Annotated in this window: 14 protein-coding genes; 9 read left to right on the forward strand and 5 right to left on the reverse strand. The window is 33.0% G+C overall.

Annotation, left to right across the window (positions count from 1 at the left end; translation table 11 throughout):
• The first annotated feature begins 3 nt into the window (after positions 1-3).
• Complete coding sequence (locus AC1RRN_RS03155) at positions 4-165, forward strand: DUF1328 family protein (RefSeq protein ID WP_026985414.1); 162 nt, start codon at positions 4-6, stop codon at positions 163-165.
• 91 nt (positions 166-256) lie between these two features.
• A complete protein-coding gene (locus tag AC1RRN_RS03160; RefSeq protein WP_492965905.1) occupies positions 257-901 on the forward strand; it encodes a DUF5661 family protein in 645 nt (214 codons plus the stop codon).
• A gap of 202 nt (positions 902-1,103) precedes the next feature.
• Here the strand turns inward: AC1RRN_RS03160 and AC1RRN_RS03165 are convergent, their stop codons facing one another.
• The gene (locus AC1RRN_RS03165; RefSeq protein ID WP_492965906.1) at positions 1,104-1,616 is read right to left on the reverse strand and encodes a hypothetical protein; all 513 of its coding nucleotides are present in this window, start codon (positions 1,614-1,616) and stop codon (positions 1,104-1,106) included.
• 191 nt (positions 1,617-1,807) lie between these two features.
• Between AC1RRN_RS03165 and AC1RRN_RS03170 the strand changes: the two genes are divergently transcribed.
• The 3 genes from AC1RRN_RS03170 (at position 1,808) to AC1RRN_RS03180 (ending at position 3,910) form a co-directional block, all read left to right on the forward strand.
• Positions 1,808-2,398: a YciE/YciF ferroxidase family protein gene (locus AC1RRN_RS03170; protein ID WP_492965907.1), complete on the forward strand. Its 591-nt coding sequence runs from the start codon at positions 1,808-1,810 to the stop codon at positions 2,396-2,398.
• Between the two features lie 73 nt (positions 2,399-2,471).
• Complete coding sequence (locus tag AC1RRN_RS03175) at positions 2,472-3,203, forward strand: DNA-formamidopyrimidine glycosylase family protein (protein ID WP_492965908.1); 732 nt, start codon at positions 2,472-2,474, stop codon at positions 3,201-3,203.
• Entirely contained in the window at positions 3,200-3,910 is a 711-nt protein-coding gene (locus AC1RRN_RS03180; RefSeq protein WP_492965909.1) for a DUF72 domain-containing protein, read from the forward strand. The genes AC1RRN_RS03175 and AC1RRN_RS03180 overlap by 4 nt, the downstream gene beginning before the upstream one ends.
• Positions 3,911-4,019: 109 nt before the next feature.
• Here the strand turns inward: AC1RRN_RS03180 and AC1RRN_RS03185 are convergent, their stop codons facing one another.
• Entirely contained in the window at positions 4,020-4,523 is a 504-nt protein-coding gene (locus AC1RRN_RS03185; RefSeq protein WP_492965910.1) for a pyridoxamine 5'-phosphate oxidase family protein, read from the reverse strand.
• Between the two features lie 259 nt (positions 4,524-4,782).
• On the opposite strand from AC1RRN_RS03185, the gene AC1RRN_RS03190 reads away from it, so the two are divergent.
• Positions 4,783-5,211 carry a response regulator gene (locus AC1RRN_RS03190; protein ID WP_492965911.1) on the forward strand — a complete coding sequence of 143 codons (429 nt, stop codon included), beginning with the start codon at positions 4,783-4,785 and terminating at the stop codon, positions 5,209-5,211.
• 65 nt (positions 5,212-5,276) lie between these two features.
• Here AC1RRN_RS03190 and AC1RRN_RS03195 read toward each other — a convergent pair whose 3' ends face one another.
• Entirely contained in the window at positions 5,277-8,483 is a 3,207-nt protein-coding gene (locus AC1RRN_RS03195) for a PAS domain S-box protein (RefSeq protein WP_492965912.1), read from the reverse strand.
• 219 nt (positions 8,484-8,702) lie between these two features.
• Here AC1RRN_RS03195 and AC1RRN_RS03200 point away from each other — a divergent pair, with 219 nt between their 5' ends.
• Positions 8,703-9,041, forward strand: a complete 339-nt coding sequence (locus AC1RRN_RS03200) for a hypothetical protein (protein WP_492965913.1) — start codon at positions 8,703-8,705, stop codon at positions 9,039-9,041.
• A gap of 377 nt (positions 9,042-9,418) precedes the next feature.
• Complete coding sequence (locus tag AC1RRN_RS03205; RefSeq protein ID WP_492965914.1) at positions 9,419-10,243, forward strand: hypothetical protein; 825 nt, start codon at positions 9,419-9,421, stop codon at positions 10,241-10,243.
• 175 nt (positions 10,244-10,418) lie between these two features.
• Here AC1RRN_RS03205 and AC1RRN_RS03210 read toward each other — a convergent pair whose 3' ends face one another.
• A complete protein-coding gene (locus tag AC1RRN_RS03210) occupies positions 10,419-10,682 on the reverse strand; it encodes a SemiSWEET family sugar transporter (RefSeq protein ID WP_492965915.1) in 264 nt (87 codons plus the stop codon).
• An 80-nt stretch (positions 10,683-10,762) separates the two neighbouring features.
• A complete protein-coding gene (locus tag AC1RRN_RS03215) occupies positions 10,763-11,611 on the reverse strand; it encodes an SDR family oxidoreductase (protein WP_492965916.1) in 849 nt (282 codons plus the stop codon).
• Positions 11,612-11,921: 310 nt separating this feature from the next.
• Here AC1RRN_RS03215 and AC1RRN_RS03220 point away from each other — a divergent pair, with 310 nt between their 5' ends.
• Positions 11,922-13,136 (forward strand): hybrid sensor histidine kinase/response regulator, encoded by a 1,215-nt coding sequence (locus AC1RRN_RS03220; protein WP_492965917.1) that lies wholly within the window; start codon positions 11,922-11,924, stop codon positions 13,134-13,136.
• Positions 13,137-13,140 lie beyond the last annotated feature (4 nt).

Consider the following 13,140-nt stretch of genomic DNA (forward strand, 5'->3'; position numbering starts at 1 on the left):
CTTATGTTACGTTGGACAGTCATTTTTATTATTCTAGCCATAGTGGCAGGAATATTCGGTTTTGGTGGAATCGCCGCCGGAGCAGCAGGAATAGCTAAAGTTTTATTCTTTATATTCATAGTATTATTTATTCTTTCGCTTATTAGCGGACGTAGAAGTATTTAGTCTATAATAGCTCAGTAAATAAATAACGAACTTGAAACGACACATATACTTCGGTAAATGTGTCGTTTATATTTTAAAATAAAGAAATACTATGGGAACAAAAAGCGGTGCTTATCAGGATGTTTATATCAAAAGAGATGACGAAATGGTAAGCTTAAAAAATGATGTAACAGATTTTTGTGAAAAATACATCAAACCTGTTCATCCTGAAAATTGGGATTGGTCGGTTCGTGATTTTGAAAATCCGGAAAACGACCCAACAATAGAAGAAGCGAGAGCAATAGGGAATGTGGTTTATAATGATTTGAAAAATAAAGAAACAGATGTTGATCTTTCGACAATGAATAATGTGAAAGCAATTGAAGCCTATTTGAATCCGGATAGTAAATATGAAGAATTTAATATGGAAGAATTCGCTTTTGCTTTGAAAGTTGAACTCGAACATGGAAAAATCAAAGATGTAAATGTTACTAATAACCATCCGTTTTTGACCGCCATGATTGCATTGGCACATATGACCGAAACTCTGACGTATTATAAAAGATTAAAAGTGATGGAGGCTGAAGGCGAAATTTATGAAATCATGCGTAAAATAGAATCTTCAAGTACCGGAAAAGAAGAGTGGTATAAAGAATTAGGCAAAGCCGAACAGGAATTGAACGAAGCCAGAGCTGGGCTCGCAGAACGCCTGGAAAAAATGGATGATATTCCTGCTTTAGAAAAAATTGGGGATTAATGAATATTTCTTCTTGTTTTGTCATTTCGACGAAGGAGAAATCACACACGTTACTCGACAAGGATTATCACATTACTTTGCGGAGTTTCTAGTGTGATTTCTCCTTCGTCGAAATGACAAGATAACCTAATATAGCATTTAAATACATAAAAAAAAACCGTTAACTACTTAACGGTTTTTTTATGTTTAATTTTAATTCGTTTTAAAATTTTCTGGGATCATTTGAAGGATAATCTTCTTCAGAATCTTCTTCTTCAATTTCATCCTCTTCAAATTCGTCATCCTCATCTTCATCATCCGGATCAATATCTTCCAGATCATCAACTTCATTAAAGTCACCATCTTCGCGTTCACGAACATCTGACGGATTATCTAATTCATCTACAGCAGGATCAAGATCATTATCTACTGCATCGTCATATAAATCATCACTATTGTGTATTAGATCTTTTTTAGAATGAAAATCATCCTCTAAGTTCTCTACATCCTCCTTATTGTAAAACATTTCATCAGGATTTATCCCATCAGGATTATGACCATTTCTAACAGTATATCCGCGTTCTGCGATTGCTGCATTATCATCATCAGTTTCTTTCATGTCATCGATATCGTACAGTTCTTCATTCATAAGTCTGTTTTTATCGGCAGTATTTAGGTTTTGATTTCTTGGATCTCTATTACTGGTTGTACTGTTTTTTTGTTCTGTAGTATTCATGATATATATTTTTAGAATATTAGTATTATACAAATCTAATCAGTAAGACCATTGATTATTTTATAGGATTGTAAATTGTAATTGTATAATTAACAGGTGTTTAGAATGGAAAGAAATAAAATAATGATATAACTAAACCGAAACTGCGATAAGTAATTTTATCTCATATTAATCCATATAAAAATATTATTATGAAAACCGCAACGAATAAAAAGGAAACAACTACAAAGTCTAAAGCAACTGCAAAACCGACTTCAAAAACAGGAGTTACAAAACCAAAGTCTGACGCAGCTTCAGGATTGACTGAATTATTTGAAGATGGGCTTAAAGATATCTATTGGGCAGAGAAAGCTTTAACTAAAGCACTCCCTAAAATGGCTAAAAACGCTACTTCACCAGAACTTATTGATGCTCTAAACAACCATTTAAAAGAAACAGAAGGACAAATTAGCCGTTTAGAGCAAGTTTTTGAGCTTGCAGGTCAAAAAGCTACAGCTAAAAAATGCGATGCAATGGCGGGCTTAATTGAAGAAGGAAACGGAATTCTGGAAGAAACTGAGATTGGCGTTGTACGTGATGCCGGAATCATTGCCGCTTGTCAGAAAATCGAACATTATGAAATCGCTACGTATGGTACGTTAAGACAATTTGCAGAAACATTAGGAATGTCGGAAGCTGCTTCTTTATTAGAGCAAACGCTTGAAGAAGAAAAAGGTGCTGATAAAGCATTAACAATCGTGGCTGTAAATGCCGTGAATTTTGAAGCTGCAGAAGCAAACTAATTTTATTTTGATAAGACAGTAAAAGTGCAGTTTAAAAGCTGCACTTTTTAGTTTATAATTTAAAAGCCATATTATGCCCGAAGGTCCGTCTATAGTGATATTAAAAGAAGAAGTACAACAATTTACAGGAAAAAAGATAGTCGACGTTTCCGGAAATAGTGCTATTGATATTCAGCGTCTTAAAGATCAAACAATACAGGAGTTTAAAACCTGGGGAAAACATTTTTTAATTTGTTTTGAAGGATTTACCGTAAAGATTCATTTGCTAATGTTTGGAACTTATCGTGTCAATGAACGTAAGGAAACCAAACCGAGATTAAGCATGGTATTTTCTGATGGAGAACTTAATTTTTATACCTGCTCAATTAAAATTCTGGAAGGAGATATTAATCTGTATTATGATTGGAGTGAAGATGTAATGAATGACGACTGGAATCCGAAAAAAGCAAAGGAAAGTCTGGAAAAATTACCAAATGAAATGATTTGCGATGCGATATTAGATCAAAATATATTTGCCGGAGTAGGGAATATCATTAAAAATGAAGTTTTGTACCGATGTCATATCCATCCTGAATCTTTGGTTGGTAAAATTCCATTTGATAATCTCAACGAAATTATTTCAGAATGTTCAATTTATAGTTTTGAATTCCTGTACTGGAAGAAAAAGTATGAATTGAAAAAACATTGGGAAGCGTATACGAAAACGGTTTGTCTGCGATGCAATTTACCCATGATGAAAAAAAATACTGGCCGTAGAAACAGGCGAAGTTTTTTCTGTACCAATTGTCAAAACCTGCACACATGAAAAATGAAATTCAAATAGGATGCTCCAGCTTTAATAACCGATTTTGGAAAGGGATTTTTTATCCGGAAAATCTGCCTACTTCAAAATGGTTTGACTTTTATTGCCAGCACTTTAATACTTATGAGTTTAATGGAAGTTTTTATAGATTTCCAACAATAAAAGTTTTCGAAAATTGGTACAATAAAGCACCGGAAAATTTTATGTTTTCTGTCAAGGCGCACAAAGAAATTACACATATTAAAAAGTTTATTAATTGCGAAGATTTACTTGCCGATTTCTATCAGATTTGCAAATTGGGTTTTAAGGAAAAACTTGGTGCTGTTTTATTTCAGTTTCCGCCAAGTTATAAGTTTAGTCCTGAAAATTTGCAGTTAATTATTCAAAACTTAAATCCGGAATTTAAAAATGTAATTGAATTTAGACATGAAAGCTGGTGGATTCCAGAAGTTTGGGATGCTTTTTTAGCGAACAACATTACATTTTGCAGTGTGAGTTATCCTAACTTACCCAAAACTATTTTTACTAATTTTCCTTTGGTTTATGTGAGATTTCACGGAATTCCAAAATTGTTTTATTCCAGTTATGATACTCCTGAATTAATTCAGATAAAAAATGAAATAGCTTTAAAACAAGGTTTTGTATATTTTAATAATACTGCCAGCGAAGCTGGAATTTTGAATGCTTTGGAGCTTAAGGGATTAGTTTAACCGCAAAGTTCGCAAAGGGTTTACGCAAGGTTCGCAAAGATTTTTAGTATTTTTCTTTGTGTCCATTGCGTAAACCCTTTGCGAACTTTGCGGTTAAATAAGCTTTAACTTATTCCAGTGTTAAATTCCCTTCAATACCGTCATCCATCGTTTTTCCGGTTACAAATGCCGCTGCCATTTTTGCAATAGCAACCATTTTACCATTTTTGTTATTCCAATAGTAACCATCTTCAGGAACTACTTTTATGACGCTAAGATTGGGATCATCTTCGCCTCCTGGCATCCAGACTTTAACAATCGGATTCCACAATTCTTTAATCGTTTCACGATCGTATGAAATAGTCGCAGTTCCATGTAAAGTAAGGAATTTATCATGCGGTTCAGAAAAGAAAATTTCGACTTGTGGGTTCAGCGTGATTTCTGCATTCTGACTGCTGTTTCTGTCTGATAAAAACCAAAGCTGGCCTAAATCGTCAATTTTCTGAACAGACATTGGACGCGATTGTAATCTGTATTCGTTGTAAGTACAAAACATACATGTTTTTATATTTTCTGCAAGATCTTTTATTTTATCTACAGCAAATTCGTTTGTAAGGTCTTTATGATCTCCCATGACTTTTTATTATTTAGTTATTTAATGCTAAAAAAAAAATACTAAAACTCTTATTTAACAGGAGTTACGGCAATTTTTTTTAGCTCTGATTTCATCAAAGTAAAATTGCTTTTTCTAAATTATTTTGGGTTACATAATTTGTATTATTACTTATGAGATTACAACTATTAATTTTTTATTTACTGATCTGTCGATAAGGTAATAAATCGATAAATTTGAAGTATATTTGAACACAAATTAAATTGTTTCACTAAATACCATGACAGATTTAACAATATTTTACACGGATGATGATGAAGACGATTTGAGCATTTTTGTAGATGCAATCGAATCATTACCAGAAAAAATACAACTTAAAACGTACAATGGAGGAGATAAATTGTTAACCGCAATTTATAATCCGCCACCAACACCACACGTCGTTTTTTTGGATTTGAATATGCCAGGGAAAAACGGTTTTGATGTTTTGACAGAATTAAGAAATTCAGATAAAAAAGATATTCCGATTATTATTTTTTCGACTTCCAATGAACCTGGAATTATTGAAAAATGTCGTTTGTTAGGGGCTAACTTATTTATAACGAAGCCTGTTTTAATGAAGGACATTATAAAATCAATAGAACACGCAGTAAGAATTAATTGGAAAGAATTTGTTCCTGATATTAAAAACTTCGTGTACAAATCATAATATAATAAGAATTTAAACTTCAATAGAAACACATAAGCGCATTTGTCTTATGTGTTTTTTATTTTTTATAATTCGGGTAAATAAATTTCGAAAGTTGCGCCTTTGTCTTTTTCGCTATGAGCCGTAATAAAGCCTTTATGATTTTCAACAATCTTTTTTACGATTGCTAAACCAATTCCGGTGCCTGAAAATTCGCTTTCGGTATTTAATCTCTGAAAAACTTCAAATATTCTTTCTTTATATTCATCATCAAAACCAATTCCGTTGTCGGATATAGTCAAATGATAATATATTTTTTCGGGAAAAGTAACCGGGATTTCAATCTCTTTACCTTTAATTCTATTAGCTCGAACCTCAATATAAGGAGTTTCTCCTTTTTTAGAAAACTTTAGAGAATTTCCAATCAGATTGTGGAGTAATTGCCTAAATTGAAACGGAATAACAGTCGCTTCTCCCAAAGGATCAAAATCGATTACTGCATTTGTTTCTTCGATTCGTTCCGAGAAATCACTTTGTATTTCTTCGGCAATTTCGTCCAGATTTGTTTTCACAAAAACCCTGTCGGCAGAATTGGTTCGGGAGTAAGCAAGGAGATCTTGTATCAACGTTTGCATTCTTTTGGCCGAAACCTCGATTCTGTTTAAATAAGTTTTGGCTTTCGCCGAAATACTTTGCTCGTCCAAATCGCCTAAACGACTGGCAAACGTCTGAATTTTGCGAAGAGGTTCCTGCAAGTCATGACTCGAAATATAGGCGAAAGACTGCAACTCGATATTCATGTTTATCAGATCTTTGTTTTTAAGCTCTAATTGTTCTGTTCTTTCATAAACTTCTTTTTCGAGTTTATCGGTAAAGTTTTTCTGATCATGAATATCAGTACTCGTTCCTACCCACATTTGTGTATTTCCTTCTTCGTCTTTTTGAGCGATTGCACGACTTAACTGCCATCTGTATTGACCATCATAACGACGAAAACGATGCTCTAATAAAAAGTCATTTCCAGTGCTTATAGCATTCATCCATTTAATTATGTTTAGCTCACGATCATCCGGATGTACAATTTGCAACCAGCCATCTTTATCAATTTCTTCTTTAGACAAACCAGAAAAAGTATACACTGATTTATTGAAATAATTTAGATTTCCCATCTCATCACCAGTCCAGATAAATTGAGGCATAGAATCCGCAAGAAGCCTGAATTTTTCTTCGCTTTTCATTAAAATCTGCTGACTATTTTTTTCATCTGTAATATCTATGATAGTACCAATCATTTGTATTGGTTCGCCTTTATCATCAAAAAATATTTTTCCGTGTGCTTTAATCCAGGCAATTGAATTATCGGGTTTTATAATTCGGGCTTCGTACTTATAAATACTGGTTTTAAGAGCAACTTTGTAGGCTTTTTCTAAAATTGAAATATCGTCAGGATGAATCTGATGTAATATATCAGGCCGAGTTAATTTTTTATTTTTTTTATGACCAAACAGAGCCGGCAAATTTTCAGAATAAATTAATTCCTGCGTAGAAACATTTAACTCCCACGTCACAATTTGGGCAATTTCAGCAGCTAATCTGGCTCTTTGTTCCGCATCTTCAAGTTTTTTTCTGACATCTACTTTTGAGGTTACATCATTAACAGTCACCATAATACCAGATGGTTTTCCGTCCTGCTCAAACAAAGGTGTGTACTGATAGTCAAGATAAAACTTAATAAGTTCACCTCTGATGTCAACATAAGCTACAGCTTCATTTTCACGAATAATTTTGCCATTTGTTATAACATCATCAAGCAATTGAGGATATTTTTGTTCTAAAAGTTCAGGAAATACCTCAAGGATAGGTTTACCAATAGTTTCGCTTTCTTCTTTTTGCCAAATGATTTTCATCATCGTATTATTGGCCATTTCAATCACATGATTTTCTCCTCTAAAAATAGCCATTGCAATAGGAGATTCCACTACAATCTGACGGAAAGCTTTTTCGCTTTCGGCCAAAAGATGTCTTGCTTTTACGGCTTCGGTAACTTCATATGAAACGATTATAATTCCAGAAACCTCATTGTTTTCATCTCTTAAAGGATGAAAAACGAGATTAAAATAACACAATTCTTCTTTTCCGTAGCGGTTCAGCGTTACCGAAAGTTCATCAGTATGATAAGCGATTCCGGTTTCATAAACAGGTAAGAGCAACGGATAAACGGTATCTTTAGCTTCTGGTACAGTCTTAAATATAGGATGGCCCAGAATGTCACTTTCTTGTTTGTCAATAATTTGCAAATAAGTAGAGTTAACCATTTCTACAATCAGTTCTTTGCCTTTTAAAATGGCGATTCCGAGTGGTGCCTGTTTTACTATATTTCTAAATCTTTTCTCGCTTTCTTCAATAGTATTTCGTGCTGTAACTTGTGCCGTAACATCATTGGCAACAGCAACAATACCAGAAATAGTACCATCTGGTTCTTTTAAAGCTTCATAAACAAAATTAATGTATACATCTTTAATCTTACCTTCACGGTGCAATTTTACAAGTCTTTCGTGGGCTTCAAACTTTTCTCCTGTTTTAAATACATTCTCGAGAATAGTTTCTAAGCCCTGACCTTTTGCTTCAGGAAGCGCTTCAAAAACAGGCTTGTTTTGTACGTCATTATTTTTTCTTCCCCATAATTCCAGCATTAGATCATTCGCAATTTCAATGACAAATTCTGGTCCTCTAAAAATGCACATGGCACTTGGAGTTTGTAAAATGTTATCCAGATATCGGGTATTACTTTCTTCAAGTTTCTTAAACATTTTTACCTTATCTGTTGTCTCATTACAAATTACGAGAACGCCATCAATCTTTCCTGAGTCATTATTTACAGGACTATAACTAAAAGTCCAGTAAACATCTTCCATTTTTCCATTGCGATATATAGGCAGAAATTGATCTTCATGCCAGGTTGCTTCGCCTTCGGTAAGTACCTGATCGATTAAAGGTTTAATAAAATCCCAGATTTCCGGCCAGAAATCGGCTCCTTTTTCACCTAAAATAAAAGGATGTTTTCCATCCTTTCCAAGACTTGGGCGATAAGCATCATTATAAAAACAAATATGTTCCGGTCCCCAAAATAAAAACATGGGAAATTTTGAGTTTAAAAGAATTCCTAAAGTAGTTCGTAAGCTTTGTGGCCACGATTCGATTGGGCCAACTGCAGTTTTGCTCCAGTCTTTGGCACGAGTTAACGCACCCATTTCGCCACCTTTCGCCAGAAAATCCTGATTTACCTTGGTCATTAAAATTTTGGTTTTATTGTAAAAGAATAAGTATGTTATTAAATGCTAATTTCTAAAATGATTAGAGAATTGTTAAAATTAATAAAATAATAATTGGTTTGATTTCGCTTTTTTCAATTGAGGTAAGATTTAAATCTATTGAGTTAATTTTATTTGTTATCAATAATGAAATTTGATGAAACAAAGATTAAATAAACAATCTTGCTTAAAACTCAAGTCATGAAAAAAGAACAAAAACACGAGACCGATTATATAAAGAAATATCAGAATGAAGGATACATATCAAATTTTTTGTTTGAAAATGGCTGTTTGATAGATTCTGAAACCAAATATGCTTATAAACCAGAAGAAATTTTTATAGTTGCGCATCATCGCTATGAAGGTATGAGCGATCCTGATGATATGTCTATTTTATATATAATAGAAACGGGTGATCAAAAAAAAGGAACTCATTTAATAGGATACGGTCCAACGGCAGATTTAGAAGAAGCAGAATTCTTTAAAGATATTCCAGAGGAAAATTATTCTGTAAATGCAGATATCCATAAACTTACATAAGATAATTTAAGTAGGTATTTTTATTTTGCTGAGAAGCAGCTGTTTTCGGATTTTTTCTGAAGGCAGCTGTTTTTTTTTAAGGCTCAGAGGTTCAGAGATGCAAAGGTTTAAAGGTATTTATTTATGTCAAATTCAATTGAAGAATTTCACAAGTTCATAATTATTGATCTAAATATAGAACACTACTAATCTTTGAACCTTTGCATCTCTGAACCTTTGAACCTTCTTCTAATAATTATGAAAATTCTCTCTTAAATTGTGTAATAAATTGATTTGCAATATGTACGAACTTTGAATTATCAAAATAGCAAAGTAAAAACCAATAATAGGTTTTGTGCGTAAATAAACACAAACCACTTTATTTAAACCAAACTAAGATGAAAAAACTATACTTAAATACTGGAGGATTCAATACTATTTTTAATGATCTTAAAGATAGTTTTGATGGTGAATTAGTAATAAACGACAATGAATATACACTAAATATAAAATCAAAATGGGCGAGAGGAACTGTTAAAGCAGTTCGCTTTGAAAAAGAAATGTCGTTTGTAAATTTTGACCTTGTATTTAATCACGATGTAACCTTAAGTATAGAATCGCTTCAAACAGCTCCTGTGTTTTTTGCTTATTGTGAAAAAGGAACTTTAACGCACAGTTTTGGCGCGAATGGAGCGCAAACAAAAATAAAAGAGAATCAGACAGCGATTTTAAATAATACATCTGTTATAAATAGTGTATTGTTTTTTGAAAGCCATAAACCAATTCAGTTTTCATTAGTAGGAATGCCAACAGTTGCATCTGCTAAAGAAGAGAATATTGAAATGGTGTCTCAACTTAAAAAAAGGTTCACTACAGATTCCGGACAATATTTATATGTAGGAACTAAAAATCATAGAATTACGGAGAAATTGCAGGAATTTAATAAGATAACTCAAAAAGGTATCGTTAGAAATTTGCTTCAAAGAAGTATTTTGAACAGTGTTTTAGAAATGGAGATAGCCCAACATAGTTATAACTACATTAAAACTTTTGAGCCAATATTACATTTAGCCACGAGACAAATCAACGAAATTAAGAGAATTTCGAATATTAATTTTGCAGATGTAATTAGCGCTGCAGCAAACAGAAACTATATGCCACGTATTTTTAAAGAAAAATACCATTTATCATTTAAACCATACAATCAAAAATTAGCTAGCTAATAAGCATCACATATTCTTAACTACTACTACAAAAAAACAGCTTTATAACGAGCTGTTTTTTTATTTTGTTTTTTATAATGTTTTTTGTGATCCCTCGTTCAGGATGACAAACCAAACAAAAAACTTAACAGCTAGCATCTGGAATCTTAGAACCTTAGCATCTTAGTCCCTCAGACTAAGATTCCTTCTCATAATAAATAATAAAATAAACCATAAGGAGGTTGAGGCAAAAAGAAACACCATTAGTAATTATTATCGGAAGATCATTTTTGAGGATGCCATAAACAATCCAAACTCCAATTCCGAAAGTAAGAATACTAAAAGTTTTCAGGGAAATTGCCTTAACTTTTTTCGTTCTCCAAACCTTCAAAATTTGAGGAATTACAGATATAGTAACACAAGTTCCAGCAAAAAGCCCAATAATGTCTATATAGTTCATTTTTTTAAGGTTTAAGATTTTAAGGTTCTGAGGTTCTAAGGTTTTAGTATAAGTTCAAGTAAGGCAACTTGAAACATTTTTTACCCTCCAACCAATTCTCCGCCATTAATATGAATAAACTGGCCGGTAATATAACTGCTGTCTTCGCAGGCTAAAAATACATACGCAGGCGCAACTTCTGAAGGTTGTCCGGCTCTTTCCATAGGATTGTCTTTTCCGAAATCGGCTAGTTTATCGAAACTGGCTACTATCAACGGAGTCCAGATTGGTCCGGGTGCAACACCATTTACACGTATTTTCTTTTTAGCTAACATGGTCGATAATGATCTTGTAAAACTAACGATTGCACCTTTTGTACTCGAATAATCAACTAAATGTTCGCTGCCGCGATAGGCTGTAACCGAGCTTGTATTTACAATAGTGTCACCTTCATTCAAAAAAGGCAATACTGCTTTTGTGATATAGAAATACGGATAAATATTAGTTTCAAAAGTTTTGTGAAGTTGAGAAGCGGTTATTTTTTCTAATTCGTTTTGAGGGAATTGTGTTGCAGCATTATTGACTACAATATTTATTTTTTTGAAATGCGTGTGGCATTTTTTGACAGCGCTTTTACAGAATTTCTCGTCTTTTAAATCGCCGCTGATTAACAAACATTCTTGTCCTTCTTTTTCGATTAGAGCTTTTGTTTCAACGGCATCTTTATCTTCTTTGAGATAAACAATAGCAATATTGGCACCTTCTCTGGCAAAATGAACAGCGACACTTCGGCCAATACCGCTGTCACCACCGGTTATAAAAGCAACTTTTCCGAGCAATTTACCGCTCCCGACATAGTTTTCTCTAATAATTTCTGGTTCAGGATGCATCATATGTTCGTTACCCGGAAGTTTTTGTTTTTGTTCTGGAAATGTTTTTGTCTTTTTCATAATCAATAATTTTAGCACAATTATCAGACTCTAAAATATAAAAAGACCTGATTAAGAGTTGACTGAATAGATTTTAAGTTTATCTCAATAAAAAAAATAAAAAACCAAACATGAATATTCTATAAAATTGACATGGGAATTATGTAACTAATTTCTTTTTCAATAAAATACCCAGCATTAATTTTTTTATAAATTTGGGAGTTACACTAAGATGACTAATCAACGTTTTAGATTTCAAAAAAAAACAAATATTTATCTGAATCGAATTTTAAACTAACAATTTTAATTCATAACGCTTTACCCCAACAGCATGGTATTAATTGTAGACGATATAAGAGCAAATATAATTGCCTTAAAAAAGACATTAGAATTGCACGATATCGATGTTGACACAGCTGAATCTGGAGAGGAAGCCCTGAAGAAAATCCTTAAGACCAACTATTGTCTTATCATAATGGATGTTCAGATGCCTGGACTTGACGGTTTTGAAGTAGTTAAGATTCTTTCCGGAAACAAACGCACAAAAGACATTCCTGTTATTTTTCTTTCGGCATTAAATATCGAAAAAAAATACATTTTTAAAGGATACGAAACCGGTGCCGTAGAATACATTACGAAACCTGTGGATTCTGATTTACTTATTCTTAAAGTAAAAACATTCATAAAAATTTACGAGCAACAAAATGAATTAAAGGGAATGAAAGACCTTCTTTCTAAAGAGATAAAAATCAGGAAAGAAGCTCAGGATAACCTTGAAATTAAGATTGCCGAAAGAACGAGAGAATTGGTTCTGAAAAATGAGGAACTGGAACTTAGAAACCATGAACTTCAACAATTTTCATGGGTTGTTTCGCATGATTTGAATGAACCCATCCGAAAAATTCAAATCTTCATTAAAATCATTAAAGAACTTTATTTAACTGCTGATGAAAAAGCTATTGATTATGTAGATCGTACGATTAAATCGGCAGAAAGAATGCAGACTTTAATTACCGATTTGCTGGCATATTCAAGATTGTCATCGCAGGTAAAACCAGAAACTACCGATTTAAATGTGGTACTTCAGGAAGTTCTTTCAGATTTCGATTATATGATCGAACGAAAAAACGCTACTATCAAAACCAGCGAACTTCCAACAATCGATAGTATTCCGAGTCAGTTGCGACAGGTTTTTCAGAATTTAATTGGAAATGCCCTTAAATTCTCTGGAAATACAGACCATCCGGTAATCGAAATTATTTCTGAAATAATTGCCGAAAAATCTTTTGAAAGCCCTGTTTCTCCCAATGGAAAATTTTGCAGGATTACAGTAAAAGATAACGGAATTGGTTTTGATGAAATTTACCTTGATCGTATCTTTATTATTTTTCAGAGTCTGAATGACCGACAAAAGTATGAAGGAACCGGAATTGGACTGGCAATTGCCAAAAAAATCATTGAAAAACACAACGGGTTAATTACAGCAAAAAGTCAGATAGGAGAGGGTGCAAGCTTTATTATCATCTTACCTTTAAAATACGAATAATTAT

The organism is Flavobacterium sp. GW821-FHT11G01, assembly GCF_058808175.1.

Bases quoted from the DNA above. Each gene is read 5' to 3' on its own strand.
- AC1RRN_RS03165 (WP_492965906.1), bottom strand. From the start codon at position 1,616: ATGAATACTACAGAACAAAAAAACAGTACAACCAGTAATAGAGATCCA.
- AC1RRN_RS03175 (WP_492965908.1), top strand. From the start codon at position 2,472: ATGCCCGAAGGTCCGTCTATAGTGATATTAAAAGAAGAAGTACAACAA.
- AC1RRN_RS03195 (WP_492965912.1), bottom strand. From the start codon at position 8,483: ATGACCAAGGTAAATCAGGATTTTCTGGCGAAAGGTGGCGAAATGGGT.
- AC1RRN_RS03215 (WP_492965916.1), bottom strand. From the start codon at position 11,611: ATGAAAAAGACAAAAACATTTCCAGAACAAAAACAAAAACTTCCGGGT.
- AC1RRN_RS03180 (WP_492965909.1), top strand. From the start codon at position 3,200: ATGAAAAATGAAATTCAAATAGGATGCTCCAGCTTTAATAACCGATTT.
- AC1RRN_RS03200 (WP_492965913.1), top strand. From the start codon at position 8,703: ATGAAAAAAGAACAAAAACACGAGACCGATTATATAAAGAAATATCAG.
- AC1RRN_RS03170 (WP_492965907.1), top strand. From the start codon at position 1,808: ATGAAAACCGCAACGAATAAAAAGGAAACAACTACAAAGTCTAAAGCA.
- AC1RRN_RS03155 (WP_026985414.1), top strand. From the start codon at position 4: ATGTTACGTTGGACAGTCATTTTTATTATTCTAGCCATAGTGGCAGGA.
- AC1RRN_RS03160 (WP_492965905.1), top strand. From the start codon at position 257: ATGGGAACAAAAAGCGGTGCTTATCAGGATGTTTATATCAAAAGAGAT.
- AC1RRN_RS03205 (WP_492965914.1), top strand. From the start codon at position 9,419: ATGAAAAAACTATACTTAAATACTGGAGGATTCAATACTATTTTTAAT.
- AC1RRN_RS03220 (WP_492965917.1), top strand. From the start codon at position 11,922: ATGGTATTAATTGTAGACGATATAAGAGCAAATATAATTGCCTTAAAA.
- AC1RRN_RS03185 (WP_492965910.1), bottom strand. From the start codon at position 4,523: ATGGGAGATCATAAAGACCTTACAAACGAATTTGCTGTAGATAAAATA.
- AC1RRN_RS03210 (WP_492965915.1), bottom strand. From the start codon at position 10,682: ATGAACTATATAGACATTATTGGGCTTTTTGCTGGAACTTGTGTTACT.
- AC1RRN_RS03190 (WP_492965911.1), top strand. From the start codon at position 4,783: ATGACAGATTTAACAATATTTTACACGGATGATGATGAAGACGATTTG.